Source organism: Seohaeicola saemankumensis (genome assembly GCF_042678485.1).
GTDB lineage: Bacteria > Pseudomonadota > Alphaproteobacteria > Rhodobacterales > Rhodobacteraceae > Seohaeicola > Seohaeicola saemankumensis.
This window is the reverse complement of record NZ_JBHTKR010000004.1, coordinates 81,671-107,971: the sequence shown is the minus strand read 5'-3', so window position 1 is coordinate 107,971 and position 26,301 is coordinate 81,671. Positions and strand designations below refer to the sequence as shown.

The following is a 26,301-nucleotide window of genomic DNA, read 5'->3' as shown; positions in this document are numbered from 1 at the left end:
GAGAAGGGGGCGAAAGCCCCCTTTTTCACACCTGCGCTGCCGCCGGAATCACGGCGTCTTCGATCAGGCGCATGATGTCACCGAAATAGCCTTGGCTGCGGGCCGGGCGGGTCGGGTCCGACGTCAGGGCCATCGACAGATCCAGCCCCGGCACGATGCAGATAACCTGCCCCCCATAGCCGCGCGCCAGCGCATAAGCCTGCCCTGCGGCGCGGCCAAGGAACCAGCCATAGCCATAATCAAGACCGGAAAACGGCGAGCTTGTCCGCGGTTGCAGCGAGGCATTGACCCAGTCACGGCTCAAGACCCGCGTACCTTCCCAGACACCGGCGGACAGATAGACCTCGCCGAACCGGACCATGTCTGAAAGGGTCAGGGCCATCTCGTTGCCGCCAAGATATCGGCCCTGCGGATCGCGGGTCCATGCCGGAATCTCCATCCCCAACGGATTGCCAAGACGGCTTCGGGCCAATGTCAGCAGACTGGCGCCGCCGACTTCGGCCAGAACCGCCCCCAGTACATGAAAGCTTCCTGTTGAATACAGCATCCGGCCACCCGGTTCCGCCACGAAGGGGCGCAACAACGCGTCCGAGACCCAGTCGCGGCTGCTGATCCAGGCCCCGTAATTCTGTCCCGAGGTCCGTTCCAGCCCGGCCTGCATCGTGACAAGATTCTCGACCGTCAGCGCGCCGACACGCGGATCGGCCCCTGACGGGATCAGACGCGGCGCCACATCGGCAAGCGTTGCGGTCACGCCTGAAATCTCGCCCCGGTCAAGGGCTGCCCCTGTCAGGGCAGCAACGATCGTCTTGGACACGGATTTTACAGGAACCGCACGATCCAGCCCCGGACCCCGGAACCGTTCAGCCAGAACATCATCACCGCCGATGCGGATCATCAGGGCATGGCATTGCTCCAGCCTGCGGGCGCGGTCTGCGACAGCCTTCCAGGGATCTTCCCGACCAAGCGCCGGGCCGGCCAAGATGGCAGCACCTGCGGCGATCAGGTGGCGGCGGGTCATGATATGATGATTGCGCGGCATGGGGCTAAACTAGCATGTCAAACCGTCGCGCCCAGTCAGAACGCCGTGACGCCGCCACCGCTTGCATCGGTGCGGGTTTGCGTGTCCCTTGGCAGGGCAGGAGCGATGGAGAAACGGATGTCACCCCATTTCGCGCAGAGGATGGAAAAGGTCGAACCTTCCGCCATCAAGGAACTTCTGGCCCTTGGAGCTGACCCCTCGATCATCTCGTTCGGCGGCGGCTATCCTGACGCCAGCCTGTTTCCGGCCGCGCAGCTTGAGCAGGTGTTTCGCGATGTGATCCGCGCGCCTGGCGGTGCCGCGATGCAATATGCCCCCTCGGATGGTTTGCCACGGCTGCGCGAACAGATCGCGGCGCTGATGGTGAACGATGGCACGCCTTGCCGCCCCGAGGATGTTCTTGTGCTGCAAGGATCGCAGCAAGGTCTTGATTTTGCGGCAAAGATGCTGGTCGATCCGGGTGATGTGATCGTGACTGAGGATCCTACATTCCTTGGCGCGCTGATCGCCTTCAACCCCAGCCAGCCCGCCTATGTCGCCATTCCCATGGATGCCGACGGGATGAGGACCGACGCGCTTGAGGTGGCCTTGAAGGCCAATCCCCGCGCGCGGATGATCTACACCGTGCCGGATTTTCAGAACCCGACCGGCGTGACCCTATCGCTTGAGCGTCGCAAGCATCTGATCGCGCTGGCCAATCAGTACGACGTCATCGTGCTGGAGGATACGCCCTATCGCCACATACGTTTCGCGGGCGAAACCCTGCCCACGTTGAAATCGCTGGATACGCAAGGCCGTGTCATCCATCTGGGCAGCTTTTCCAAGGTTCTGGTGCCGGGTCTGCGGATCGGCTGGGCCGTTGCCGCGCCTGCCCTTCTGGAAAAAATGGCGCTGCTGAAGGTGGCGGCGGATACCCAGACCTCGACCCTGAACATGGCGGCGACCAGCCTGTTTCTGGACCGGTTCGATCTGACGGCCCATATCGACCTGCTGCGCCGCAGCTACCGGCACAAGAAAGAGGTGATGCTGGACGCGATTCGCCAGCATTTCCCGCAGGATGTGACCGTGACCGACCCCGAGGGCGGTCTGTTCACCTGGGCTTCCTTTCCTGCCGGTTTCGATGCAACCGCTTTCATGCGGGATGTGGCGCTGCCGCTGGCGCGTGTCGCCTATGTGCCCGGTGCAACCTTCTTTCCCGTGGATGAGCAACCCAATCATGCGCGCATCAATTACTCTGCACAGTCCGAGGACAGGATTCGCGAAGGCATTGCCGCGCTTGGCAAGGCGCTCAGGCAGGCCGGACCCGTCTGAAGGCGGTCTGGCCTTGACGTGATCCTCTAGCGGACTATCTGGCCGTGGCTTGACCTTACCAGAAATCTGTTGCGAGTCTGGCGGATTCTGTTTACCCAAATCCTTGTTCTGGTCCGGGCGGGTATCCGTCCGGTTAAAATGGGAATCCGGTGCGCGTCAGCCATGGCGTCATTCCGGAACTGCCCCCGCAACTGTGAGCGGTGAGCGACGCTGAACCACGTCACTGGGGATCAAACCCTGGGAAGACTCAGCCAAGCTTTGACCCGCAAGTCAGGAGACCTGCCAGGATGATCACCCTATCCGGACGCGGGGCGCGTTGTGGATAACGGTTTTTCCGTAGTGGTGGCATTTGCACCGTCTGCGGAGGAGTCTCTCCTTCCAACGACAGATTATGGACTTGGACACGCCTTTCGGGGCGTTCACGGAGAAAAACATGAGATACCCCCTTTCCCTGATGGCAATCCTGCTGGCAGGCACCGCCCCCGTTTTCGCGCAGGATGCGCCCGTTTTCGATCTAGACGAGATCGTGTTTTCGCCTAACCTCGTGCCCACAGCATTGTCACGCACAGGTGTAAGCGTCACCGTGGTTTCGGATGAGGAGCTGGCCGCAGCAGGGGATCAACAGCTGTCATCCTTCCTTGGCCGTCTTCCAGGCATTTCCGTCGCGACTGAAGGTGCTTTGGGCCAACAGTCCACGCTGCGTTTGCGCGGCTCAGATTCGCGTTATGTTGCGGTTCTTGTTGATGGTGTCCGCGTCGATGACCCGACCGGCATCACGGTCGGCTTCAACTTCGGCCATCTGACGACTGCTGACATCGGTCGGATCGAAGTATTGCGCGGATCGCAATCCGCATTGTTCGGGGGTTCAGCCGTCGCAGGGGTGATCAACATCACGACCAAGCGCGCGACTGAAACCGGATTTTCGCAACGGTTTGCGGCTGAGGTCGGGAGTTTCGATACAGCATCGGCCCAGTATACGCTTCAGTTTCGGGATGACCGTTTCGAGGCAGCGCTTACGCTGTCCAAGGTTAAGACAGGCGGTTTTTCGACTTACGATACATTGCCGAAAGATCCCACGCTCGAGGATGACAGCTTTGAGAGCGACCGTCTGAGCCTCTCGGGGAAGTATCAGGTCAATGATATTCTGGCTGTTGGGCTTTCCATTTTTGCGCAACGCACAGATAGCGAATATGACGATTTCCTTGCAGACGGGGATAACCGCCAGACGCGGCAGGAATTCGGAACACGGTTGTTTGCCGAGTATCAGACGGGCAATACTCAGCATCTTTTCGACGTCACGCGCTATAACATCACCCGGGAATTCTTCAGCCCTGGACGTGACCGCTATGATGGCAGTCGGATCGGTTTTGGTTATCAGGGTACAACGGAAATCTCACCCTCCCTGACTCTCGTGTACGGGGCCGACAGTACCGAAGAAACCGCTCTGACACCCAGCGACATCCGTAACAAAACCCGGATTTCCGGTGTCTTCGTGCAGGGCCTCTGGGCGCCTTCCGAAGATATGGACATTTCGTTGACCGCACGGGTGGATGAAAACAGCGACTTCGGTACTTTCTCGACGAGCCGTCTGGCAGCGGCATGGCAAGTGAGTGACGACGTCACGTTGCGCGGTGCTGTAGCCCGCGGCTATCGCGCGCCGTCGATCTTCGAGCGTTTTGGTGAGCCGCTTTTCTCGATAGTTGGGAACGTCGCGCTTGAACCCGAAAGCTCGGACAGCGCCGAGATTGGAATCGATTATACTTTGAACAATGGTGGAGTTCTGGCAGCCACTGCCTTTTACTTGGCAGTCGAGAACCGGATCGGTTTCGTCTCTGGCACACCATCCATCTACGAAAACGTGACAGGTCAATCGGAAACCAAGGGGCTGGAACTTTCTGCAAAACTGCCGCTTGGCGACAGATTCTCCATTGGAGCAAATTATACCTACACGGATGCGCGCAACCCGAATGGAACACGTCAGAACCGGGTTCCCCGTCACGAGATTGGATTGTCGCTTGATGGTGAGATCACAGAGCGTTTGCGCGCAAGCCTTGCAATCCAGCATGTTGCAGATCGACCTGACGATTTCGGGGTCGAGATGGATGACTTCACGGTTGTAAACGCGAACTTCCGCTATGAAATCTCGGACAGCCTGGAAGCAACCTTCCGCATCGATAACCTGTTCGACGAGCAATATCAGCATGTTGCGGGTTACGCGACTTCGGATCGGGCTTTTTATGTCGGTATTTCTAGCCGCTTCTAGAACCATAGCACTCGGGGCGGCGCTGTACGGTGCTGCCCCTTTGGCGGCGCAGGCGGATGTACCCGCCCGCGTCGTGTCGATGAACCTGTGTACCGATCAGTTGGCGATGATGCTGGCGGACGAGGGGCAGTTGATCTCGGTCTCGCATATCGCGCTGGATCCTCTGGCCTCGCCCATGGTCGAAGAGGCGGCGAAATACCCGGTGAACCACGGGCAGGCCGAACAGATATTCGCCATGCAGCCTGATCTGGTTCTGGCCGGTATCTACAGCGATCCCTACACTGTCGGCCTGTTGCGGCGTCTGGGCGTTGACGTTCTGCAATTCCCGCTAGAGCGTGATTTCGACGGAATCCGCGCCAATATCCTGAAGATGGGCGATGCTTTGGGTCGCGCCGTGCAGGCACAGGCGATGGTAGCGCAGTTTGACAGTGATCTTGCGCTGTTGCAGGGCGATACCGATACGGCGCCTTCGGCGCTGTTGCATTATGCGAACAACTACACATCGGGTGACAAGTCGCTGGCGCATGAGATTCTTGTCGCCGCGGGTCTGACCAATGCCACGGTGGATGCCGGGATCACCATTGCCGGATCGGTCCCGCTTGAACAACTGGTTCTGCTGATGCCGGATCTTGTGGTCTCGGGGCAGGTCTATCCCGGTGCGTCACGTGCCGAGGACGTGCTGCATCATCCTGCCTTGCGTGCCCTGCGCGCGCGCAAGGACGGGGCGGCCCTGACCGATGCGGAATGGGTTTGCGGCACGCCGCTGGTACTGCGCGCCGTCGCACGTCTTGTTGACATACGGGAGCGTATGCAATGAGCCCGCAGAAAACCCTGGCGCTTGTTCTTGTGTCGCTGTGTCTTGTGCTGTTTGCCCTGTCGATCCTGATCGGACCTGCCGGGCTGGGCATGGGCGATACGCTGCGCGCGCTGTTTCTGGGGCAAGGCGAGGCGGCCACCCTGGTGATGCGCGAGATACGTCTGCCGCGCGCGATCCTGGCGGTGCTGGTCGGGGCCTCTTTGGGGCTGGCCGGGGCTGCGATGCAGGGTTATCTGCGTAATCCGCTGGCCGAGCCGGGGTTGATCGGCGTATCCGGCTCTGCCGCGCTGGGGGCGGTGATTGCCTTGCAGACCGGATTGGTCGCCGCCTGGTGGCTGGCGCTGCCATTGGCGGCTTTGGCCGGTGCGCTGGTTGCTGTGTTGCTGATTCTGTTGCTGGCCGGCCCGCGCGGATCATCCCTCACGCTGATCCTTGCGGGAATCGCGGTCAGCGCGCTGGCGGGAGCGATGACGACGCTGGTTCTGAACCTGTCGCCCAATCCCTTTGCCGCAAGCGAAGTGGTGTTCTGGATGATGGGGTCCCTGTCGGACAGGTCGTTCGATCATGTGCTGGTCGCGCTGCCCTTCATGCTGATCGGCTGGGTTCTGATGCTGTCGCTGGGTCGCGCGCTTGATGTGCTGACGCTGGGCGAAGATGCGGCGGCCTCGATGGGTCTGTCTGGAATACGGACGCGTATGTTTTTGGTGCTGGGTATCGCCTCAAGCGTGGGGGCCGCCACCGCGGTGGCCGGTGCAATCGGGTTTGTCGGGCTTGTCGTGCCGCATGTGCTGCGGCCTTTCGTGGGCGCGCGCCCGTCCGCGCTGCTGTGGGCCTCGGCGTTGGGTGGGGCGGTGATGGTGCTGGGGGCCGATCTGGCGGTTCGGTTGATCCTGCCGGATCGTGATCTGAAGCTGGGTGTCTTGATGGCGATCATCGGGGCGCCCTTCTTCCTGCATCTGATCTACAAGACGCGGGGTGAGATCAGATGACCCTGCTTGCGGTTGAAAACCTGACCGTTCTGCGCGGCGAATGCCCTGTCGTGGATCATGTCGATCTGGCGGTCGGTCCGGGCGAATGCGTCGGTCTGATCGGACCTAACGGGGCAGGCAAGACCACGCTGATGCGCGCCGCGCTGGGGCTTGAGCGTTTCAAGGGCATGTCCAACCTTGCCAGGATGCGCCCGGTGGATCGTGCACGGGCCGCGGCCTTTCTGCCGCAATCGCGGCAGATTGCCTGGCCGGTGGATGTCGAAACCCTGGTGTCACTGGGGCGAGTGCCCCATCTGCCCCGCGGCGGCAAGATCAGCGACGCTGATCGCCATGCGATCGAGCAATCCATACTGCGCCTTGGTCTGGATGGTTTCCGTCGGCGGATCGCCACGCAGTTGTCCGGTGGCGAACAGGGGCGCGTGCTGATCGCGCGTGCGCTGGCGCAGCAGACGCCGCTGTTGCTGGCGGATGAGCCGATTGCCGGGCTTGACCCCGCGCAACAGATTGCGACGATGCAGGTTTTTGCCGAGCTGGCGCGCGAGGGGCGGGCCGTTGTCGTGTCGCTGCATGACCTTGGTCTGGCAGCGCGTCATTGCACGCGGCTTGTTCTGATGCATCAAGGGCGGGTGATTGCGGATGGGAACCCCGGCCAGGTTCTGACGCCGGACCTTGTGGCGCAGGTCTTCGGCGTGTCGATCTGGCGTCAGGACAGCCCGATGGGGCCGGTGTTTCAGCCGATGGATGTGCTATGATCGCGCCCCGTCTGGAACACCCCTGGCTTGGCCTGGACCTTGGACAGCAGTTGCGCATGATCAGCTGGGCGCCTCATCGTGGCGGCTTTGTGCGGGCGCGTCACATCCTGTGGCGCGAAGTGCGAAACGCGGATCTGACAGAGGATTTCGATGTACTGGCCTGGCTGGCGCAGGACTGCAAGGCGCGCGGCATGGCGGATGCCGTGGCGATGCTGACATCGCGCAAGATCGCGACATTCTGCCAGGCCGAACGCAGGGTCGGGTCCGTTTGCGCGCAGGCCGTGGCGACCGTGGGCCTGTCAAACGCGGAACGCGCGGGGGACAACCGGGGTTTCGGTGCCGGCGCAAGGTCCACCTATGGCACGATCAACATCGCGGTCATTCTGGATCAGCCTCTTGATGATATCGGCCTGATAGAGGCGCAAAGCATTGCCAGCGCGGCACGGACAGCCGCGGTTCTGGATTCGGGCGCCATCACGCCGGATGGCCCTGCGACCGGAACCGGCACGGATTGCATCGTTGTCGCGGCGCCAGAGGGTGACATGCCGTTTTGTGGGCTTCATACGCCGCAGGGCAAGGCGATTGCTGCGGCGGTCTATGCTGCTGTGCGCGAGGGTGCGGATCAATGGATCGCCGAGACCGGAGGGAAACCCTATGATCTTGGATAAGGATTCCGCCCCGGACATGCGCGGGATGACCCTGGAGGGGGCAAGATGATCGACCTTGGTGTCATGGCAAGCCTGATCGGACGCGGCGGGATCGTGATGTGGATCATCGCGCTGCTGTCCGTGCTGACGCTGGCCTTGATCCTGTGGAAGGCATGGCGTCTGGCCCTACGTGGCATGTGGCAGCGCGCGCAGGCTGACCAGGCTGTTGACCTGTGGTTGTCAGGCCAGGATGATGCCGCGCTTGGGCAGCTCAGCGCGCCGCGCGGCATGCGGTCCCGCGTGTTGGGCCACGCAATGCGGGCCCTGCGCGATCCGGCCCTGTCCCGTGACGCGGCGCGCGACGACATATTGCGCGTTGCGCGGCGCGAACTTGCGGAAGCCCGCAGCGGGCTGCGCGCTTTTGAGCTGATCTCGACCATCGCGCCGTTGCTGGGCTTGTTGGGCACGGTGCTTGGGATGATCACGGCCTTTCAGGCGCTTCAGACCTCGGGCGCGCAGGCCGATCCGACCATTCTGGCCGGCGGCATCTGGGAGGCGCTGCTGACAACCGCCGCCGGCATGGCGGTTGCCATCCCGGCCGGTGTCGCGCTGGTGTGGTTCGAAAGCGTGGCCGACAATCTGCAAGCCGATCTGGAAGACGCGGTGACCCAATTGCTGATCCGTGATCCGTTGTTGCAGGTGGGCCGATGATCTTTACCATCGACAGCCCCCGGCCACGGCGCAAACCCAGCCTGACGCCGATGATCGACGTTGTGTTTCTGTTGCTGGTCTTTTTCATGCTGGCCTCTCGCTTTGGTCAGGAGGCACAGGTGCCGCTGGATATTGGCGGTGTCGGCCAGACCTATTCCGGGCCGCCGCGCCTGATAGATGTGCTTCCCGAAGGCCAGAGGTTGAACGGTCTGGATCGCAACCCGGATGAGCTGCTGCGCGATGTTGCCGCGCTGACGACCGCCCCGACGGATACGATCATCCTGCGGGCGCGTGACGGGGCAGACCTGCAGCGCCTCGTTTCGGTGATCACCTTGCTGCGGGAGGCGGGTCATACCGCCGTGGCGGTGGTTCCATGATGCAGGGCGGGTTCCGGATATCAGGGTCGCGCAAGCGACGTGCCGCGGCCGAAACACTGGTGCCGATGATCAATATCGTCTTCCTGCTGCTGATCTTTTTCCTGCTGAGCGCGACAATCGCGCCGCCTGATCCGTTTGATGTGACCCTTCCCGGTGCCGCATCACGCGAAACCGCCGATACCGCGGGACCGACGGTCTTGCATGTCTCGGCCGAGGGCGAGCTGGCTTACGGCGACCTGCGCGGGGATGCAGCCCTTGCCGCACTGATATCCAGCCAGCAAAATGGCCCGAAGACCGTTGTGTTGAAGGCGGATGCAGGTCTTGATGGTGGAACTTTCGCGTGGCTTCTGACCCGTTTGTCCGAAGCCGGGGTGAACGATCTGAACCTGACGGTGAACCACAGATGAAGGGTCTGTTCGAATTCACAAGCTTTGCGGGCCTGGCCCTTGCCCTTCACGTTGCGGCGTTCCAGAGCTTGCCCGAAGGCAGCCAGAGCGCCGGATCGGGGGGCGAGGCGCTGGTGACCGTGGTTGCGACCTCGGCCAGCCTGTCCGACATGGTCGCGGCATGGGATCGCCCGCCCGCAGTGGATCAGCTTTTGCCAGCGGCCATGCCATCTGTGCCGGCGCCCACAGCCGATACCGCGCCCGTGACAAGGGCCATTCCGCAACCGCGCCCACCTGCGCCGCTGCGGCCAACCCTGGCAGTGCCAAACGCGCAGGACCGTCCGTTGCCGGCGATTTCATCCGCCCTGCCGGTACAGCCGCCTGTACCGCAGAGCGCCCCGCACTCCGCGACGCGGCCAAAGGCGCGACCGGCGTCCGAGGCGCCTGCAAGGGCAGAACGGCCCAGGACGACACCCGCCCCAAGACGCGCGGATGCGCCCCAGACCGCCAGAACCGCCGCAGGGGCAGGGGCCACCTCTGCGCGGGGAACAAGTGGGCCGTCCGATACTGCCACTCTGACCGCATCGGCGCGCCAGTCGTTACTGGCGGAATGGGGCGGAAAGATACGTAACCGTATTGATCGGGCCAGGCCGCAAGGCTCGGGGCGCGGGACCGTAACCGTGCTGATCACCGTGCGGCGCGACGGGGTGATCCAGACGGTCACCATCGCCAGGTCTTCGGGGCAGGGGGCACTTGACCAGGTCGCGCTGCGCACGGTGCGAAAGGCCGGCCCGGTACCGGCCGCGCCGGCGGCCCTGACTGATCCCGCCTACAGTTTCCGCCTGCCCGTGCGCTTCGATTGACCCGGATCAGCGCGCGGCCGCGCGCGCGGTGGCCCGTACCCCGCGGATCAGGTCGGCCGCCTTTTCCGCGATCATGATCGTGGGGGCGTTGGTGTTCCCGCCTACCAGTGTCGGCATCACCGACGCATCGACGATGCGTAGCCCTTCCAGACCATGAACCCGCAATTCGGGGTCAACGACCGCCAGGGGATCTATACCCATTCGGCAGGTACCGACCGGGTGATAGATCGTGTCTGCACGCGCGCGGATGTGATCCTCCCATTCCGCGTCAGTCAGGGTATCGGGCAGAAACAGTTCCTTGTGACGATACCTGTCCAAGGCGGGCGCCTGCATGATCGCGCGGGCCATCTTTGCCCCCTTGATCGTCGCTGACAGATCGCGCGGATCGGACAGGTATTGCGGATCGATACCGGGAGGCGCCATCGGATCGGGTGATTGCAGGAAAACGGACCCGCGCGAATGGGGGTGCAATGCGCAGACATGGCAGGAAAACCCATACCCCAGATGCAATCTGCGGGCATGATCGTCCACGACCGAGATCACGAAATGCAACTGGATATCCGGACGATCCAGCGCGTCGTCGGTTTTCAGGAAAGCGGCGCCCTCGGCAAAGGGGGTTGCAATCATGCCGGTCCCGTCCTTGCGCCATTGCAGCATGTGTCTGATCAGATTGATCGTGCCGATCAGGCCAATTCCGAAGTTATCCGTGTCCTTCGATTTGTAGGCCAGAATGAAATCAAGGTGATCCTGCAGGTTCTGCCCCACGCCTGGCAGTTCATGAACCATGGCAATGCCGTGTTTCTTGATATCTTCGGCGCGACCAACCCCCGAGAGTTGCAGCAGTTGTGGCGAATTGAAAGTGCCGCCGCAAAGGATGACCTCGCGCCGCGCGTCGACCTTCCTGTCCTCGCGCCCAAGCCGATAGGTGACGCCGGTGGCGCGCTTGCCCTGGAACAGGATGCGCGTGGCATGCGCCCCGGTCAGCACTGTCAGGTTAGGTCTTTGCATGACCGGATGAAGATAGGCGGCAGCCGCGGAACAGCGTTCCCCGTTGCGCGCCGGATCGTGGAATTGCGTGACCTGAAACAGCCCGACGCCTTCGGTTTCGCCGGTGTTGAAATCGTCGCGGACCCGGTGTTGCAACTGCGTTGCGGCCTCGACGAAGGCATGCGTGATCGGGCGGGGGCTTTTCTGATCGGAAACCTGCAGCGGTCCGCTTGCACCATGATCGGGATTCGTGCCGCGTTCGTTGTTCTCGGCCCGGCGGAAATAGGGCAGAACCTCATCCCAGGACCAGCCCTTGCATCCCTGATCGGCCCAGCCGTCATAATCCTTGCGATGGCCGCGCACGTAGAGCATCGCGTTGATCGCCGAGGATCCGCCAAGACCCTTGCCGCGCGGCTGGTAGCCCTTGCGCCCCTTCAGGCCCGGCTGCGGGACGGTTTCAAAGGCCCAGTTGCCCAGTTTCGGCCGCCCGGGCAAAGCGGCGATAGCCGCAGCGGGGACCCGCACCAGAAGGCTTTTGCCCGATCCGCCGGCTTCCAGCAGGCAGACAGTGGTATTCGGGTCCTCGGTCAACCGCGCCGCAAGGGTCGATCCTGCCGATCCTCCGCCAACGATAACATAATCGAAGCCCATGATGTTGCCCCCCTGATGACCCCCAAATCAAACAGAGAAGGGACCGAAACGTCCAGAGGTCATTCAGCCCGTGGATCGTGACGGCTGACATGTGGCGTGCATGCCAGCCTGCCGACTGTCCTGCTGATCAGAAAAGAAAATCATCGGCCGTCAGGCGCAACGCGTCGAAATCCGCAAGGATCACAAGGTCTTGCCCGCCAATCGACGTTCGGACCACCGCATCGGCGTTGAACTGGGAGATCTGAAGGGACGAGAATTGCATCGGTCCCTTATGGTCCGCAAACACGATCCTGTCTTCGCCCTGATCGAAGCGCGCGATCACATCGCGTCCGAAACCGGGGCGAAAGACGAAGTGATCGGCACCTGCGCCACCCGACAGCCAGTCATCACCCGCGCCGCCAGACAGGGTGTCATTGCCCGGCCCGCCGATCAGCGTGTCATGCCCCGCGCCGCCGCGCAGCATGTCATTGCCGCGTTCCCCGAACAGGAAAACCGCGTCGGTCCAGGTCGTTGCATCCAATGTGTCATTGCCGCTGAAGCCATGTACCCGCTCGACCCCGCTCCACCCCGCGAGGTTCAGGGCAATGCCGCTGTCCTGATAGATCTGTGCGCGGTCGCTGCCGGTTGCACCGCTGTCCTGCACCCTGTCGAAGGCATCGACCATGTAAAGGTCGGCCCCGTCGCCCCCATCCATCACATCGGCCCCGGTCCACCCGATCAGCGTATCCTGGCCCGCCCCGCCGAGAAGCTGATCGGCCCCTGCTCCGCCGACAAGCCTGTCGTTCCCGGCGCCGCCGGTCAACGTGTCGTTGCCGCCCGCACCATCCAGCGTGTCATTGCCGTTGCCCCCGACAAGCCTGTCATTGCCCGGCCCACCAGTCAGGGAAAGCCCCTGCGGCGGCGGTTGCGGCGGAGGTGGGGTAATGGGCTGTGTGTTCCCCCCGTTCTCGGTCAGAGTTCCGACAGGGATGCGGGACAGGTTGAGAACGGGGGCCCATAGAATGTCGGCCCTGGCCAGACCGCCACCCGAGGCGCTGCGGATCTCGAGGGATTCGGACTGAAACCCCAGTTCCGCCCCCCAGCTGCGCGTCTCGATCCGCAACTGATCGGCCGAGACAAGCCCGACCCAGGCGCTCAGGTCCAGCCGGTCCTGACCGGGTTGGAAATCGGTGATCACATCTGGCGCGCCATCAGCGGCCAGAACGAAAATATCGGCGCCCGGTCCGCCCGTCATGCGGTCATTGCCCGCGCCATCCATCACGATGTCATGGCCTGCGCCACCGTTGATCGTATCCGCGCCGGCGCCGCCGGCAAGGATATCATCCAGCGATCCGCCGGTGACGATATCCGCGGCTGTCGTGCCGGTCCGGGTCTCCCCGCGGTTCGTGATATCGACCGAAAGCCGGGTGATGCCCGGTTCTGTTTCACTGGTCGCAAAGATCCCCAGGCCCTGCGGTGTTTGAAATCCTGCAAGGTTGGACACGTTGGCCAGGGCCGCGGTCACGGTGTCGGCCATGCTGTCCATATGCAGCAGCCGCCCGCCGGGCAGCATGAGGAAGACGGACACACCGTCATCCGCCCCGCCTGCGATGATGAAATTGCGGTCTCCGACGGTGACGGCATCAAGGGCTGTCACACGATGGAAGCGGGTATTCAGATCGTCGATGACATGATCAACCGGGGTCAGCCTGCCCTCTGCGCCAAGGGTGAAGACGCTGAGCGATGAGCTGAGGGTCGAGGCCAGCACGACAAATTGCGTGCCATCGACCTGCACCGGCACCATGGCCGCGGGCGCATCGATGCCCAAGCCCTGAGAAGCGCCGATTTCCGAGACGCGCCGCAGGGCGCCGCCCTCTTCGACACGGTGAACGGCGATCGTATCCGCCGTTGCATGGCTGGTCACAAGATAGTCGCGCTGTGCCAGCGTAACGGACAGGATTTCGCTGACCCTGTGCCGCGCACCTGCGCCCGTCAGCGCAACGGGTTGCGCGGCGAACTGCAAGCCACCTTGCGGGTCCAGTCGCATCAGCCCGGTGCCTGCAACAGAGGCAAAGACATGCTGCATCTCGCCGAAACGGGCCTGAACCAGGCCGGTGACCAGATCCAGGCTTTGGCCGGATGCGCCGATGCCGGTCATGGCACCGAAAGCACCGGACGGCAGGATCGGGATGGCGGGCAGTGTGGCATCGCGCAGGCCCAGCGTGACCAGAAAGGTCTGCCCCCCGGCTGGCAGTATCGCGAGGTCTGGCGCGATCAATTGCGCCAAATCCGCCGATGTCGGTTGCGTCCTGGTCAAAGCGCCGGTGTTTGCGTTGAACGCGGCCATGCCGCCACCGGCCCGCGTCGTCGAGATCAGCACAGGATCCCCCGCGCCTGTCAGAATTTCCAGGTCTGCAATGCCTGTAACGAATGTCGGCATGCCACCGCCCAGCACGCCGCCGAACGCGATCCGATAAAGACCCATCCCAAACTCCCCGACCCCCCGGCCGTTCACTCACCACGGTCAGGATTGGTGATAGCCGGTTAATGAGCGCTTGCGCCTCTGTGGCCAAACTGGGGCGTTTCGTCGGGATTTTAACGAATGGGTCAGGGGTTGCGATGGTCGGGGCGTGGTCCTTGCCCTTGTCCGTTCCGGCGTCCGGACAAGTCAGGCAATGCGCGACGGATCGGCCGCCTCTTCCGGGGGGGCCATGTCATTGCCGCTTGCAGCACGTTCGACCCAACGTCTGAGCAAGGCGGTCGTGCTGTCCATGTCGCGCGTTTCGATCCCGATGCGCAGGCCCTGCAACAACGATGCCATTTCGATCTGTGACAGGTGAGATTCCTGGGCGCGCAGGATCTTGGGGTGCGGTGTCGTCAGCATGTCTGAGCCGATCAACAGCTCCTCATGCAGTTTCTCGCCGGGGCGCAGGCCGGTCACCACGATTTCGATATCGCCCTCGGGATTGTCGGCATCACGCACCGTGTGACCAGAGGCTTCGATCATCTGCCGCGCGACCTTTCGGATCGGAACCGGGGCGCCCATGTCGAGAACAAAGACATCCCCCCCACGCGAAAAGGCGCCCGCGCCCAGCACCAGACGGACCGCTTCGGACAGGGTCATGAAATAACGCGTGACATCATCATGGGTCAGTGTCACCGGGCCGCCCCGCGCGATCTGTTCCTGGAACAACGGGATGACGGACCCGGATGATCCCATCACATTGCCGAAGCGCACGATCGAGAACCGGGTTGTCACCGACCGCGTCGCAAGGTCCTGCACAATCAGTTCGGCAAGGCGCTTGGAGCAGCCCATCAGGCCGACGGGCCGGACGGCCTTGTCGGTCGAGATCAGCGTGAAGCGTTCCACATGTGCGGCACGCGCGGCATCAGCCAGAACCTTTGTGCCCAGAACATTGTTGCGCAACCCTTCGATCCCGTTGATTTCTACCAGAGGTACATGCTTGTAGGCGGCCGCGTGCAGGATCACGTTGATCTGATGCGTGGCTATCGTGTGGCGCACCAGCGACGCTTCACAGACCGAACCGAGGATGGGAACGATGCGTATGGCGCCGGATATCTCGGTCAGTTCGCGCGTGATCCGGTAAAGCGACAGTTCGCTGTGATCCAGCAGGATCAGGCTTGCGGGTTTCGCGCTCAGAAGCTGGCGGCAGATTTCCGAACCGATCGAACCACCGGCCCCGGTGATCAGGATATTGCGCCCGGTATAGGTATCCCGCACGCCGGGCAGTTCATCCTCCATCCGGCTGCGACCCAGAAGGTCGGACAGTCTGAGGGCAGGGACCTGGCGGGCAAGCGCGCCGGGGCGCACAAGGTCTGCGAAGGATGGCAGCACATGCACCTCGCAGCCCGAGCCCTTCAAGCGGTCGGCGATATGGCGCAGTATGGAATGGCTGACCGATGGCATGGCAAGGACGATGGTATCGATCGCCTTGCTGCGGACCAGATGGGGAATATCCGCTGGCGAATGCACCATCAGCCCGCCGATCATGAGGCTTTGCAAGGTCGGATTGTCGTCGATGAACGCGACGGTCTGCACTTCGATGTCGGTGGCAAGCGCCGCGGCAAGTTGCTGGCCGGTCTGGCCCGCGCCATAGATCAGCACCCGTTTGCGCGACGTCTGTTGCTTGTAGATCTGCAGAAGAATGGCCTTCATGATCAGCCGCGACCCCAGGGTCACGATCAGGAAAACCATCGACAGCACGGGAAAGACGCCAAAGGGAAGCATGCTGCCGGTCAACTGGTCCACCAGCATGGCCGCCGCACCCAGGGCCATCCCGATGGAGGATGAATTCACCAGGCTTGGCAGTTGATAGGCGTTCAGCTTGACGCGATCCAGGCCCAGGTAGACGGTCATGCAGCAGGTCAGGACCGTGACCGCGACCAGATGCGGCACAAGACCGGCCAAGCCCCCTGGCTGCGGCAGACCGCCGTTCACGAGCAGCACGGCCAGAAGAAAGCCAAGCCCCGCGCCGGTTGTATCCAGAAACAGCAAGATCAGCCGTTTCTGCTGTCTTGTCATGGCAATACAGAATTTCAGAAGCTTTTGCTGCATCTGCCGATCCACTCATAAAACCGGATCAGCGAAGCGTTGCCCGTCTTGCGCGGCAACCGGCCCGAACACGCCGGTTCACAAGGCGGATCTTCATGATCCGAAACTCATTAAAAAAATACCCGCCTCATCAGACAGACCTGGCCCACGCGAGTCTCAACACGTCCTCACATCATACTACAGCATCACAGGCCAGCGAAAATCTGGCAGCATGATTCCGCATCAAGGTAAAAGAAATCTAAATACGGTCGCCAGAACAAGCCGAAGATCCAGGCATATGCCTTGTTTTTCGGCATATATCAGATCCAGCCGGGCCTTTGTGGGAATGCAGCGGCGGGTATAAACCTCTTCGGTTTCCTGCGGTGTGGCGCAGTCCTTCAAGAGCCGCTCCTCGGTGCGGTGATAGACCAGAGTTGCCAGCCCGGTCAGGCCGGGGCGCTGTTTCAGGACCTCTCCGTAGATTTCGGGAAAAAGTTCGACATAACGGCGCAAGGGCGGTCTGGGGCCGACAAGGCTGATGTCACCCCGCAGGATGTTGACCAGTTGCGGTATCTCGTCCAGCCGGGTCCGGCGCAGGAACCGGCCAAGGCTTGTGATCCTGTCCGATTTGTCGCCGCCCGAGACGCCGGAATCCCCGGTCACGGGGCGCATGGTGCGGAATTTCCAAAGGTGAAAGCTGCAGTCTTGGGTCTTCATGCGTTCGGACACATGAAACACCGGCCGCCCGTCGATCAGCAGCACAAGCAAGGCGATCACAAGGCCGACAGGCCAGATCGCCAGCGCCAGAAGGCCCGTGACCAGCAGATCAAGGCCGCGTTTTGCGGGTCTCATCGCAGCCATCCGCAGGTTGGCGACCAGTCAGACATCAGGTGCAGCGGATCGGCGCTGATCTCGGTCTGGCCGATGCATTGGTGCAGGCGGGCCGTGTCCAGTTCTACAAGAGGCACAGCCGTCGCAGGCGCGCGGCGCCAGTCCGGTTCAAGCCCGGCATGGCGCACAAGATCGGCCATGGCCGTGGCGCTGCTGGCCGCAAGATTGATGACGGGGGGCAGGATGTTCACCGGGCCATCGACAAGCCGCGCGATGCATCGCGCGAGGTCTGCTCCGGCCAGGAAACTGCGCCGCGGCCCTGTTCCGTCCGCGAATCGGTCCAGTGTGACGGCTGTGCCGCATCGGCGGGCCTGCATCATCGCCCGTGACAGGCTGTCTGCACCGATGACATTGCCGATACGCATGATGATGTTTTGCGGGCCCTGCGCCATGCGGTTCTGTTCCGCGGCAATGGCCTGCTCCATCTCCAGCTTGGCCTGGCCATAGGCATTGACCGGTGCCGGGATGGCGGTTTCAGGCAAAGGGTCGGGTCCGGGGCGATAGACCGCGGCGCTGGAGCAGTGCAGCACACGCCCGGCACCCGTCGCACGGGCAATCTCGATCGCGCGCAGGGCCAGCGCCCTGTTGGCGGCAAGTGCGTCGGCTTGCCCGGCAACAACCCCCCAGAGCGCCACGACCGCACGGGCGCGCGGCAGTCTGCGGGTCAGGTCTTTCAGATCATCCTGCGCCGACCAGACAAGCGCCGGGACCGCGCCGGGCCGGCGGGCCTGCCAGACCACGTTCTGCCTGTCGCGCCAATGGTGGCGCAGCAGCGATCCCAACTGTCCCGTGCTGCCCAGCACAAGAACCGGGGCATCGTGTCTTTGATGCGTCATCACCCCTACTCAAGCCACACTCGTTACATTTGGCCTGTCTAACATCTGCCGGTGGCTGTAGAAAGCAGGTTGAAGGTCGCCTGTGTGGTCGTGGAGTTTGGTTTGGTAGTTGGTTCCTTGAGGTTGATCGCGGCTGTGCTGGCCTGTCTCTCCATGGCGGCCTGTACGCTGCCCAGGGGGGCGGCCCTGACAGGCGAAATCCTGCGCGAGCAGGAAAGCGAATCGCCCACCTTCCAGATCGTGCCGGTAACCCGTGCAAGCCTTCCGGTGATCGCGCGCTGGCCCGTGACCGGTTGGTCCGGCGGGTATCGCTGGCTGGAAGCAACGCAGGGTCCCGACAGCCCGCTTGTGCGTCCGGGGGACACGATCGACCTGGTGATCTGGGACAGCCAGGAAAATTCCCTACTGACCTCGCAGGCCGAAAACAGGGTGGCGCTGAGCGGATTGTCCGTCTCGTCGCAGGGTCATATCTTCGTGCCCTACCTGGACGAGATCGGCATTGCCGGGCTGACGCCGGACCAGGCGCGGCGCAAGATCCAGGACGCGCTGATGCCCATCGTGCCGTCGGCACAGGTGCAACTGGCGGTCACGGGCGGGCGTCAGAACGCGGTCGATCTTGTCGCGGGGGTGGCGCGCCCCGGCAGCTATCCGCTGCCAGACCGGAACCATGCGATCCTGTCGATGATCGCCACGGGCGGCGGCATCAGCCAGGGATTGCGTAATCCGCTGGTACGGGTGATCCGCGAGGGGCGCAGCTATGAGATCCGGGCGGAACAGTTGTTTTCGGACACGCGCCGCAATGCGGTCCTGCGTGGTGGCGACAAGATCGTGATCGAGGAGGACAGTCGCTATTTCACCTCTCTCGGAGCGACGGGCACCGAACGGCTGATCCATTTCGAAAAGGAAGAGATCACCGCGCTTGAGGCGCTGTCGATCATCGGCGGGTTGACCGATAGCCGCGCCAATCCCAAGGGGGTGATCATCCTGCGCGATTTCAAACCATCCCAGTTGCGGCAGGACGGTCACGGACCAAGCCAGGCGCAGGTCATCTATACCTTTGATCTGACATCGGCGGACGGGCTTTTCGCGGCGCGGGGTTTCCGGGTGAACCCGCAGGATACGGTGCTTGCGACAGAGTCCCCCGTCACGTCGGCACAGACGGTCGTTGGCTTGCTGGGGTCGCTGGTGGGTCTGGCGGGACGCGTCGGCAGTTTCTGATCATCCCGCACCGGGGCCAACATCTGCGCCCAAACCGTGAACCGGGCGAAACGCTCTTCGGCATTGCGGGAAAGGATCACTGGTCGGGCTGAGAGGATTCGAACCTCCGACCCCCTGCTCCCGAAGCAGGTGCGCTACCAGGCTGCGCTACAGCCCGACCGTGAAACAGGCGCTTAAACCCGTCGCGGTGGATTTGCAAGGGTGGAGTTGCGCCACTGTCCACCGACCTGTCTGCCCGGCACGGAGGGCTTGCCGGCGCGCCCTGCTCGTCCCATTCTGGGCGCAAGGGGGCGGGAGATGGTGAAACCTCGATGACTGGCGGCCTCATGACGATCCTGGGCGGGATCGGGATGTTCCTGTTCGGCATGACGATCATGACGGATGCGCTGCGCGAGGCCGCGGGCAGCCGTCTGCGGCGGCTTCTGGCGCAGTTCACCACGACACCGCTGGCCGGTGTCATGACAGGGACGGCGGCCACGGCCGTGGTGCAATCGTCCAGCGCGACCACGGTGATGACCATCGGATTCGTCGGGGCGGGATTGCTGAGCTTGCCGCAGGCGCTGGGCGTCATCTATGGCGCCAATATCGGCACAACCTTTACCGGATGGATCGTCACCCTTTTCGGCTTCAAGCTGAAACTGGGCAGCCTTGCCTTGCCGGCGCTGTTCGGGGCCAGTCTTCTGGCGCTATTGGGCCAGGGGGCCTGGGCCCGGTTTGGGCGGGTCTGGGCCGGGCTTTGCCTGCTGTTGATCGGGCTGGACATGATGCAGGCGGGGGCGGCAGGTTTCGGTGACCGGCTGACGCCGCAGACATTGCCACAGGGCGGCTTGCTGGGTGATCTGCAACTGGTTCTGCTGGGTTTGGCGGTGACCGTCGTGATGCAGTCATCCAGCGCGGCGATGGCCGTGGCGCTGGTTCTGCTGGGGGCTGGCGGGATCAGTTTCGAACAGGCGGCGGCCATGGTGATCGGCATGAACCTTGGCACGACGGTCACGGCGATACTGGCCAGTGTGGGCGGTTCGGTGACCATGCGACAGACGGCCCTGGCCAATCTTCTGTTCAATGCGGGTACCGCGCTTCTGGCCTATCCGCTGCTGGTGCTGGGTGCGCCATTGCTGACGCAGGCCGCGGACGTCGCGGGCGAGACGACGGCGCTGGTGATATTCCACACCGGGTTCAATGTTGCCGGTGCGCTGATGTTCCTGCCCTTTACCGCCGCTTTCGCCCACAGGGTGGAACGCATGGTGCCTGATCGCGCGGCCCTGGCCAGGCCGGGTGGGCTTGACCTGGCGCTGGATCCGGCGCTGCTGAAGGATGAGGGCGCCGCCATGGATGCCGTGCAGACAGCATTGGGCCGCGTGGCGCGGCATGTCTTTTCCGCATTGGGGCGCGCACTGGCGCCGGTTTCGGACATGCGGGGCCTTGCGACGGTCGAGGATGTCGCCCGTCCTGCCCTTGCCGAGATCGAGGACTATGTCACCCGGATCAACCTGCCAGAGGGCAAACCCGCTGAACGCGACCGCTATGGCGCGCTGCTGCACCAAGCCGATCATCTGGAGCGGTTGGTCAAGCGGCTTGAGCGCCGATCGGTCATTCCGGTCTTGCTGTCCGATCCGGCCTTGTCGCGGCTGTCCCGCACCCTGGGGGCGGCGTTGCGCCGTGCCGCCGATCCCGCCGCGGCCGACGGGCTTGAGGCCACCCGCCTGAAACGTCTGGCAGACCGGATCGAGGGGCGCACCCGGCAACATCGGCGCGCGACCCTGCTGCACGAGCATGTGGGGTTGATCAGCGTGGCCGAGATGTTTGATCGGACGGATGCGATGCGCTGGTTGAGCCGCGTGGCGGAACACACCGCGCGCATTGCCTATTACAACGGGATGCGACCTGGCCCAGCGCGGCAGGGCGGCGCGCAGACGGACAGGGCCCCGGACGAACCGGGGCCCCAATCCGCAAGTTCAGAGTGAGGCGTCCAGCGCCGTGACGATCGCATCGCCCATCTGGCTGGTCGTGACGGGCGCGCCACCTTCGGGGCCCATCAGGTCAGCCGTGCGAAGACCATCCGCCAGCACCTTTTCGACGGCCTTTTCAAGGCGATCCGCCTCGGCGCCCATGTCGAAGCTGTAGCGCAGCGCCATCGCAAAGCTGAGAACGCAGGCGATCGGGTTGGCCTTGCCCTGGCCCGCGATATCGGGGGCAGAGCCGTGCACGGGTTCATACAGCGCCTTGGGGCGGCCATTGGCCATCGGCGCACCAAGGCTGGCCGAGGGCAGCATCCCCAGCGACCCGGTCAGCATCGCGGCCAGATCCGACAGAAGATCGCCGAACAGGTTGTCGGTCACGATCACGTCGAACTGCTTGGGCCAGCGGGTCAGCTGCATCGCGCCTGCGTCGGCATACATGTGGCTGAGTTCGACATCGGGATATTCCGTGTCGCCGATGCGCTGCACCACTTCGCGCCACAGCACGCCCGATTCCATTACGTTGGCCTTTTCCATCGAGCACAGCTTGTTGCTGCGCTTGCGGGCCAGTTCGAAGGCGGACCGCGCGACGCGTTCGATCTCGGATTCGGTATAGCGCTGGGTGTTGATGCCCACACGCTCGTTGCCTTCCTTGAAGATGCCGCGTGGCTCGCCGAAATAGACGCCGCTGGTCAGTTCGCGCACGATCATGATGTCGAGGCCCGCAACCACATCCTTTTTCAAAGACGAAAAGTCGGCCAGCGCGTCAAAGCACTGCGCCGGGCGCAGGTTGGCATAAAGATCCATCTCCTTGCGCAGGCGCAGCAGGCCGCGTTCGGGCTTCACGCTGAAATCAAGATTGTCGTATTTCGGCCCGCCGACGGCACCCAGCAGAACGGCATCGACCTCCTGCGCCTTGGCCATGGTATCATCATGCAGGGGGGTGCCGTGCTTGTCATAGGCGCAGCCGCCCACCAGATCCTCGGACACGTCGAAACTGACGCCGCGCCTGGTGCCGTACCAGTCGATGATCTTGCGCACTTCGGCCATGACTTCTGGGCCGATTCCGTCACCGGCGAGGATAAGAAGCGAGGGGTTGGTCATTGCGGTCTGTCCCTTGTGACATTTGTTCGGCACTGGCCTAGCGATTGCGGGGCGCAGGGTCAAGAAAGCACGCAGCGGTGACTGTATCAGGGGCTTGCGCGGCCCTGTGAAAGTTGTGGTGCAAGGCCATCGGCCAGCAGGTTCCAGACGCGGGCGATCCGCGGGGTATTTCGCATCGCCTGCGGTGCGGCCAGCCAGACGGGCAGATGCGGCAGGTCGAGGCCAAGCTGAAGTTCGACCATTTCCGGGTCCTTGCCCATGATGCCAACCTGCGCGAAACCGATGCCGCACCCCGCCTGGATCAGCGCCAAATAGGTTGTCTGACTGTCGCATCGGATCGCGAACATCTCGCGGGTGGCGGGCCAGCCAAGGGCGCGCATGTGGCGCAGGATCAGATCGTTGCGGTCATAGCCGATCAGGTCGTGATCCAGCAGGTCTTTCGCCTGCCGGGGCCAGCCGCGCCGCTCCAGATAGGTCCGGCTGGCGAAAACCCCCAACCGCAGGTCGCCCAGATGCCGGGTGATGATGTCAAGCTGCGTGCTGCGATACATGCGAACGGCGATATCGGCCTCGCGGAACAGCAGGTTGTCGCTGCTGTCGCTGGCGACCAGTTCGATCTGGATCAGCGGTTCGGCGCGCCGGATATGGGCGATGATCGGGGGCAGGGCATAATGTGCGACCACGGCGCTGGCGGTCAGGCGAACGGTGCCGCGCACATCCGCAGTCTGGCCCGCGGCGGTCAGCGCCAGGGCGGTCATGGCTTCGGCCATCTGGCGTGCATGGGGCAGAAGGGCCGCGCCGCTGTCGGTCAGATCCAGCCCACGGGGTCGGCGCGCAAAAAGGGTCAGGTCAAGCGATGTCTCGATCTGTCGGATCTGCCGCCCAAGCGTGGGCTGGCTGGTGCCAAGCTTGCGGGCCGCGGCGGACAGGCTGCCGGTTTCCGCCACCGCCAGAAAGGCAGGGACCAGCGACCAATCCAGCGTGTCGATCACATTTGCCATTCAATATTGAATACATGATCTCCAGTTTCAGGCAATTTATATTCGTATTCGTTTGATTGATCCTGCCGTCATCGGACAAACACAGGAGGATACCATGACCGGGACGGTTCTTATTCTGGGAAGCAACGGCAAGATCGGCCATCACTGTGCCAAAAGCTTTGCCGATGCGGGATGGGATGTGCGCGTTTATCGGCGCGGTACTGACATGATCGACGCGGCGATGGGGGCGCAGGTGATCGTCAACGGGCTGAACCCGCCCGCCTATCACAACTGGGCCAGGCTGATCCCCGAGATCACCGAACAGGTCATTGCCGCCGCCAAGGCCAGCGGCGCGACGGTGATCCTGCCGGGCAATGTCTATACCTACGGGGACCAGGGCGGGGTGTGGTCGGACACGACGCCGCACAGACCGGTCAGCCGCAAGGGCCATATCCGCAAGGCGATGGAGGCGCGGTATCGCGACAGCGGGGTGCAGACCATCATTCTGCGGGCGGGAAATTTCATCGACCCCGAAGGCAATGGCGACATCATGCAGCTGTTCTTGCTGCGCGGCATCGCGCAGGGGCGGATCACCAGCGGTGGCGCGCCCGACGTGATGCAGGCCTATTGTTTTGTGCCCGACTGGGCGCGGGCCGCCGTGCAACTGGCCGACAAGCGCGCCGCGCTGGCGCGGTTCGAGGATATTCCCTTTCCCGGCCACAGTTTCACCGTGAACACGCTCAGGGACCGGTTGCAGGCGCATCTTGGCCGTCCACTGAAAGTGACGCGCTTTCCCTGGTGGGTGATGCGCCTTGCTGCGCCTTTCTGGGAACTTGCGCGGGAATTGACAGAGATGCGGTATCTCTGGGAAACGCCGCATACACTTTCTGCGGACAAGTTCGACCGCCTGTTGCCCGATTTCGTGCCGACGCCGCTGGATCAGGTCATGCTGGCTGGGCTTCCCGCCACGATGAAGAACCCCAAGGCCATTCCGGTGCACTGACCGAACCCGTCAGGGCCAATCCAGCGTGACGCTGACCAGACGGTGACGGCTGGCGGTCTGCACAGTGTCAGCAAGGGGCGCGCCCGGTTCCGGCCACAGGACCGAGGCGGACAGCACCTTCAGGTCCGCGGATGGCAGAACCAGATCGACCCTCAGGCCGGATGGCCCCGGTGGTGGCCAGCTTGCGGTATGCAAGGCCGGATCGCCAGGGCCGGTCGCGTTGGCCCGCAGCCCCCCTACGCTTGTTGGCTTGGGGTCCTGCAAGCGTGGATCCCCGAGGATGGCCCGCATCGCGTCCGGGAGGCCTTCGCTGCCAGCGGGATCCATGTTGCCGTCGCCGATCAGCACGAAGCGTTCTGTCGGTGGGGGGGCGAAACGCCCATCCAGATAGAGGCTCCAGAATCGTGTCTCATCGTGATTGCGGCGGCCGTTGCGATCCTCGGGCCCGTCGAAAACCGGCGGTGTCGCATGAAAGGCCAGAAGATGGATATCACGCCCGCGCACGGTGATGGGCACGGTCCAGTGACCGGTGGTCGAGAGGCGCTGCACCGCCAATGCCTGCGCTGTCAGCAGCGGCTGGCCATCGGGCAGCGTCAGCAGCGCATCGGGCAGGTCGCGCCAAAGAAGGGCGCTGTGATCCTGTACCCGGTCAATCCCGACCGGATGCCTGGACAGGATCGCCATGCCCCCCTGGCCTGCGAATTCCGCATATCCCTGGGTATCCCCCGCGCCACCCTGGCGACCGTCGCCATCAAGGTCCAGCCCGGTGGTCATGCCCCGGTTGGACGCGCGCGCGTAGACATGAGGATAGAGCACCCCGGCCTGTTCCACCGCGTCGCGCAGCGCCCTGAGTGCGACCAGATCATGGTCATGATCCACGTCAAGCAGCAGCAGGATGTCGGGTGCCGCATGAGCGATCACAGCGACGACGGCCTGCACCTGCGGATCCTTGCCGCCCAGGATATCCCGCAACAAAAGACCTGGACCCTTGCGGGCAAGGCCCGTGTGAAAGATAGCGACCTCAATCGGTTGCGATCTTGCGGCAAGGGGTGGCAGAACAGCGGCCGCGACGACGAGCGTTATACAAAGAACGCGGGTAAGCTGTCGGATGGCCGGGGGGCACAGACCAGATGCGGTCCGTGTCAGATCATTTGCAGACTTTCGGCTGCGGCATAGGTGCGGCGGCGCTTGTCCTCGATCATGGATGCGATCCGCGCCATGGCAATGCCGCGCATCATCAGGCTTGCAGGCAGGAAGGCCCATAGGCACATCGTCCAGATCAGGGTTTGTGGTTTTGCAAGGGCCGCGACATTGACGATGTCGGACGCCACAACAACCAGGGCTGGCAGCATGAATGGCAGCAAAAACCCTAAGATAAGGTTAATGCGTGCATGTCCCCTGAGGCGCGCGATCACATCGCCGCCTGATGTCGCATCAAACATTGGCAGGTTGATCCAGACGTTGAAGGCACCATTGCGCGCGGGCCAGCCGTAGACATGCACCATGACCACGAAGATGATGACCATCATCATCGACAGGGTATAACAGACCCCGGCTGCCATCCGCAGCGCGGTGACCGCCGCCTCGGGCATGTCCGCAGGCAGCATCAGCACGGCAAGGCGCACCGGCGAATAGGGGAAGTCAGACAGGTTGCCCAGGATTACGCTGATGGATGTCATGATATGGGTCATCGTGCCGGGTTCGGTTTTGCCGCGAAACAGCATCGCCAGGATCAGCACGGCGACGAAAATCATGCCAAAACGCAGCCGGTTATAGGGCGGCGCGTGGCGAAATGCGACAAGGCTGGGGTATTCGGAATTGTATTCGATCAAGACAAGGCCGGCAGCGATCAGGGCCAGCAGCACGACAAATTGAGATCCGTCTATGCCGATGCCGGAAATCAGCATCGACGGCATCGCAACCAGCAGCGCCATCATAAAGGCACGCATGACCGCGCCTGTCAGTTTTCCGATCACTGTTCATC

23 protein-coding genes, 1 tRNA gene and 1 riboswitch are annotated in these 26,301 nt (G+C 63.1%); of the genes, 13 read left to right on the top strand and 11 right to left on the bottom strand.

Annotation, left to right across the window (positions count from 1 at the left end; genetic code table 11):
* Positions 1 to 25: 25 nt before the first annotated feature.
* Positions 26 to 1,042, bottom strand: a complete 1,017-nt coding sequence (locus tag ACFQ3C_RS10240; RefSeq protein WP_380791352.1) for a serine hydrolase domain-containing protein — start codon at positions 1,040 to 1,042, stop codon at positions 26 to 28.
* A gap of 117 nt (positions 1,043 to 1,159) precedes the next feature.
* On the opposite strand from ACFQ3C_RS10240, the gene ACFQ3C_RS10235 reads away from it, so the two are divergent.
* From ACFQ3C_RS10235 to ACFQ3C_RS10190, 10 genes are all read left to right on the top strand, one after another.
* Complete coding sequence (locus ACFQ3C_RS10235; RefSeq protein ID WP_380791350.1) at positions 1,160 to 2,353, top strand: aminotransferase-like domain-containing protein; 1,194 nt, start codon at positions 1,160 to 1,162, stop codon at positions 2,351 to 2,353.
* A gap of 92 nt (positions 2,354 to 2,445) precedes the next feature.
* Positions 2,446 to 2,654: riboswitch (cobalamin riboswitch) on the top strand.
* A gap of 153 nt (positions 2,655 to 2,807) precedes the next feature.
* Entirely contained in the window at positions 2,808 to 4,616 is a 1,809-nt protein-coding gene (locus tag ACFQ3C_RS10230) for a TonB-dependent receptor plug domain-containing protein (RefSeq protein WP_380791348.1), read from the top strand.
* The gene (locus ACFQ3C_RS10225; RefSeq protein WP_380791346.1) at positions 4,591 to 5,433 is read left to right on the top strand and encodes an ABC transporter substrate-binding protein; all 843 of its coding nucleotides are present in this window, start codon (positions 4,591 to 4,593) and stop codon (positions 5,431 to 5,433) included. The genes ACFQ3C_RS10230 and ACFQ3C_RS10225 overlap by 26 nt, the downstream gene beginning before the upstream one ends.
* Positions 5,430 to 6,422 (top strand): FecCD family ABC transporter permease, encoded by a 993-nt coding sequence (locus tag ACFQ3C_RS10220; RefSeq protein ID WP_380791344.1) that lies wholly within the window; start codon positions 5,430 to 5,432, stop codon positions 6,420 to 6,422. The genes ACFQ3C_RS10225 and ACFQ3C_RS10220 overlap by 4 nt, the downstream gene beginning before the upstream one ends.
* Entirely contained in the window at positions 6,419 to 7,174 is a 756-nt protein-coding gene (locus tag ACFQ3C_RS10215; protein ID WP_380791342.1) for an ABC transporter ATP-binding protein, read from the top strand. The genes ACFQ3C_RS10220 and ACFQ3C_RS10215 overlap by 4 nt, the downstream gene beginning before the upstream one ends.
* Positions 7,171 to 7,842: an adenosylcobinamide amidohydrolase gene (locus ACFQ3C_RS10210; RefSeq protein WP_380791340.1), complete on the top strand. Its 672-nt coding sequence runs from the start codon at positions 7,171 to 7,173 to the stop codon at positions 7,840 to 7,842. Before ACFQ3C_RS10215 ends, ACFQ3C_RS10210 begins: the two co-directional genes overlap by 4 nt.
* Before the next feature lie 45 nt (positions 7,843 to 7,887).
* A complete protein-coding gene (locus ACFQ3C_RS10205) occupies positions 7,888 to 8,532 on the top strand; it encodes a MotA/TolQ/ExbB proton channel family protein (RefSeq protein WP_380791338.1) in 645 nt (214 codons plus the stop codon).
* Complete coding sequence (locus ACFQ3C_RS10200) at positions 8,529 to 8,909, top strand: ExbD/TolR family protein (RefSeq protein ID WP_380791336.1); 381 nt, start codon at positions 8,529 to 8,531, stop codon at positions 8,907 to 8,909. The genes ACFQ3C_RS10205 and ACFQ3C_RS10200 overlap by 4 nt, the downstream gene beginning before the upstream one ends.
* Positions 8,909 to 9,316, top strand: coding sequence for an ExbD/TolR family protein (locus tag ACFQ3C_RS10195; RefSeq protein WP_380791334.1), 408 nt, complete (start codon positions 8,909 to 8,911; stop codon positions 9,314 to 9,316). The genes ACFQ3C_RS10200 and ACFQ3C_RS10195 overlap by 1 nt, the downstream gene beginning before the upstream one ends.
* The gene (locus ACFQ3C_RS10190; protein ID WP_380791332.1) at positions 9,313 to 10,158 is read left to right on the top strand and encodes a TonB family protein; all 846 of its coding nucleotides are present in this window, start codon (positions 9,313 to 9,315) and stop codon (positions 10,156 to 10,158) included. Before ACFQ3C_RS10195 ends, ACFQ3C_RS10190 begins: the two co-directional genes overlap by 4 nt.
* Before the next feature lie 6 nt (positions 10,159 to 10,164).
* On the opposite strand, the gene ACFQ3C_RS10185 is transcribed toward ACFQ3C_RS10190, so the two are convergent.
* From ACFQ3C_RS10185 to ACFQ3C_RS10165, 5 genes are all read right to left on the bottom strand, one after another.
* A complete protein-coding gene (locus tag ACFQ3C_RS10185) occupies positions 10,165 to 11,796 on the bottom strand; it encodes a GMC family oxidoreductase (protein ID WP_380791330.1) in 1,632 nt (543 codons plus the stop codon).
* Positions 11,797 to 11,923: 127 nt separating this feature from the next.
* On the bottom strand, positions 11,924 to 14,260 hold the full coding sequence (locus tag ACFQ3C_RS10180) for a calcium-binding protein (protein ID WP_380791328.1): 2,337 nt from the start codon (positions 14,258 to 14,260) through the stop codon (positions 11,924 to 11,926).
* 183 nt (positions 14,261 to 14,443) lie between these two features.
* Positions 14,444 to 16,318, bottom strand: coding sequence for a polysaccharide biosynthesis protein (locus tag ACFQ3C_RS10175; RefSeq protein ID WP_380791326.1), 1,875 nt, complete (start codon positions 16,316 to 16,318; stop codon positions 14,444 to 14,446).
* Between the two features lie 252 nt (positions 16,319 to 16,570).
* Positions 16,571 to 17,179, bottom strand: a complete 609-nt coding sequence (locus tag ACFQ3C_RS10170; protein ID WP_380791324.1) for a sugar transferase — start codon at positions 17,177 to 17,179, stop codon at positions 16,571 to 16,573.
* Positions 17,176 to 18,054 carry an NAD-dependent epimerase/dehydratase family protein gene (locus ACFQ3C_RS10165; protein WP_380791322.1) on the bottom strand — a complete coding sequence of 293 codons (879 nt, stop codon included), beginning with the start codon at positions 18,052 to 18,054 and terminating at the stop codon, positions 17,176 to 17,178. Before ACFQ3C_RS10165 ends, ACFQ3C_RS10170 begins: the two co-directional genes overlap by 4 nt.
* 117 nt (positions 18,055 to 18,171) lie before the next feature.
* On the opposite strand from ACFQ3C_RS10165, the gene ACFQ3C_RS10160 reads away from it, so the two are divergent.
* A complete protein-coding gene (locus ACFQ3C_RS10160; RefSeq protein WP_380791320.1) occupies positions 18,172 to 19,272 on the top strand; it encodes a polysaccharide biosynthesis/export family protein in 1,101 nt (366 codons plus the stop codon).
* A gap of 80 nt (positions 19,273 to 19,352) precedes the next feature.
* Here ACFQ3C_RS10160 and ACFQ3C_RS10155 read toward each other — a convergent pair.
* Positions 19,353 to 19,429: transfer RNA gene (locus ACFQ3C_RS10155), tRNA-Pro, on the bottom strand.
* A gap of 154 nt (positions 19,430 to 19,583) precedes the next feature.
* Here ACFQ3C_RS10155 and ACFQ3C_RS10150 point away from each other — a divergent pair.
* Complete coding sequence (locus ACFQ3C_RS10150; RefSeq protein ID WP_380791318.1) at positions 19,584 to 21,236, top strand: Na/Pi cotransporter family protein; 1,653 nt, start codon at positions 19,584 to 19,586, stop codon at positions 21,234 to 21,236.
* Here the strand turns inward: ACFQ3C_RS10150 and leuB are convergent.
* Both leuB and ACFQ3C_RS10140 read right to left on the bottom strand, forming a co-directional pair.
* Entirely contained in the window at positions 21,228 to 22,334 is a 1,107-nt protein-coding gene (gene leuB, locus ACFQ3C_RS10145; RefSeq protein ID WP_380791316.1) for a 3-isopropylmalate dehydrogenase, read from the bottom strand. The two genes, ACFQ3C_RS10150 and leuB, sit on opposite strands and share 9 nt — an antisense overlap.
* Positions 22,335 to 22,420: 86 nt before the next feature.
* Entirely contained in the window at positions 22,421 to 23,335 is a 915-nt protein-coding gene (locus ACFQ3C_RS10140) for a LysR family transcriptional regulator (protein WP_380791314.1), read from the bottom strand.
* Between the two features lie 94 nt (positions 23,336 to 23,429).
* On the opposite strand from ACFQ3C_RS10140, the gene ACFQ3C_RS10135 reads away from it, so the two are divergent.
* A complete protein-coding gene (locus ACFQ3C_RS10135; RefSeq protein ID WP_380791312.1) occupies positions 23,430 to 24,317 on the top strand; it encodes an epimerase in 888 nt (295 codons plus the stop codon).
* Positions 24,318 to 24,326: 9 nt separating this feature from the next.
* Here ACFQ3C_RS10135 and ACFQ3C_RS10130 read toward each other — a convergent pair whose 3' ends face one another.
* Both ACFQ3C_RS10130 and ACFQ3C_RS10125 read right to left on the bottom strand, forming a co-directional pair.
* Positions 24,327 to 25,289 (bottom strand): endonuclease/exonuclease/phosphatase family protein, encoded by a 963-nt coding sequence (locus ACFQ3C_RS10130; RefSeq protein ID WP_380791310.1) that lies wholly within the window; start codon positions 25,287 to 25,289, stop codon positions 24,327 to 24,329.
* A 170-nt stretch (positions 25,290 to 25,459) separates the two neighbouring features.
* Positions 25,460 to 26,266 carry a hypothetical protein gene (locus ACFQ3C_RS10125; protein WP_380791308.1) on the bottom strand — a complete coding sequence of 269 codons (807 nt, stop codon included), beginning with the start codon at positions 26,264 to 26,266 and terminating at the stop codon, positions 25,460 to 25,462.
* Positions 26,267 to 26,301 lie beyond the last annotated feature (35 nt).

Excerpts from the sequence above, each read along its gene's own strand:
- ACFQ3C_RS10125 (WP_380791308.1), bottom strand. The coding sequence starts at position 26,266 with ATGCGTGCCTTTATGATGGCGCTGCTGGTTGCGATGCCGTCGATGCTG.
- ACFQ3C_RS10225 (WP_380791346.1), top strand. The coding sequence starts at position 4,591 with ATGTCGGTATTTCTAGCCGCTTCTAGAACCATAGCACTCGGGGCGGCG.
- ACFQ3C_RS10210 (WP_380791340.1), top strand. The coding sequence starts at position 7,171 with ATGATCGCGCCCCGTCTGGAACACCCCTGGCTTGGCCTGGACCTTGGA.
- ACFQ3C_RS10185 (WP_380791330.1), bottom strand. The coding sequence starts at position 11,796 with ATGGGCTTCGATTATGTTATCGTTGGCGGAGGATCGGCAGGATCGACC.
- ACFQ3C_RS10190 (WP_380791332.1), top strand. The coding sequence starts at position 9,313 with ATGAAGGGTCTGTTCGAATTCACAAGCTTTGCGGGCCTGGCCCTTGCC.
- leuB (WP_380791316.1), bottom strand. The coding sequence starts at position 22,334 with ATGACCAACCCCTCGCTTCTTATCCTCGCCGGTGACGGAATCGGCCCA.
- ACFQ3C_RS10170 (WP_380791324.1), bottom strand. The coding sequence starts at position 17,179 with ATGAGACCCGCAAAACGCGGCCTTGATCTGCTGGTCACGGGCCTTCTG.
- ACFQ3C_RS10230 (WP_380791348.1), top strand. The coding sequence starts at position 2,808 with ATGGCAATCCTGCTGGCAGGCACCGCCCCCGTTTTCGCGCAGGATGCG.
- ACFQ3C_RS10240 (WP_380791352.1), bottom strand. The coding sequence starts at position 1,042 with ATGCCGCGCAATCATCATATCATGACCCGCCGCCACCTGATCGCCGCA.
- ACFQ3C_RS10140 (WP_380791314.1), bottom strand. The coding sequence starts at position 23,335 with ATGGCAAATGTGATCGACACGCTGGATTGGTCGCTGGTCCCTGCCTTT.
- ACFQ3C_RS10150 (WP_380791318.1), top strand. The coding sequence starts at position 19,584 with ATGACTGGCGGCCTCATGACGATCCTGGGCGGGATCGGGATGTTCCTG.
- ACFQ3C_RS10205 (WP_380791338.1), top strand. The coding sequence starts at position 7,888 with ATGATCGACCTTGGTGTCATGGCAAGCCTGATCGGACGCGGCGGGATC.
- ACFQ3C_RS10215 (WP_380791342.1), top strand. The coding sequence starts at position 6,419 with ATGACCCTGCTTGCGGTTGAAAACCTGACCGTTCTGCGCGGCGAATGC.
- ACFQ3C_RS10180 (WP_380791328.1), bottom strand. The coding sequence starts at position 14,260 with ATGGGTCTTTATCGGATCGCGTTCGGCGGCGTGCTGGGCGGTGGCATG.
- ACFQ3C_RS10195 (WP_380791334.1), top strand. The coding sequence starts at position 8,909 with ATGCAGGGCGGGTTCCGGATATCAGGGTCGCGCAAGCGACGTGCCGCG.
- ACFQ3C_RS10165 (WP_380791322.1), bottom strand. The coding sequence starts at position 18,054 with ATGACGCATCAAAGACACGATGCCCCGGTTCTTGTGCTGGGCAGCACG.
- ACFQ3C_RS10175 (WP_380791326.1), bottom strand. The coding sequence starts at position 16,318 with ATGACAAGACAGCAGAAACGGCTGATCTTGCTGTTTCTGGATACAACC.
- ACFQ3C_RS10220 (WP_380791344.1), top strand. The coding sequence starts at position 5,430 with ATGAGCCCGCAGAAAACCCTGGCGCTTGTTCTTGTGTCGCTGTGTCTT.
- ACFQ3C_RS10235 (WP_380791350.1), top strand. The coding sequence starts at position 1,160 with ATGTCACCCCATTTCGCGCAGAGGATGGAAAAGGTCGAACCTTCCGCC.
- ACFQ3C_RS10200 (WP_380791336.1), top strand. The coding sequence starts at position 8,529 with ATGATCTTTACCATCGACAGCCCCCGGCCACGGCGCAAACCCAGCCTG.
- ACFQ3C_RS10135 (WP_380791312.1), top strand. The coding sequence starts at position 23,430 with ATGACCGGGACGGTTCTTATTCTGGGAAGCAACGGCAAGATCGGCCAT.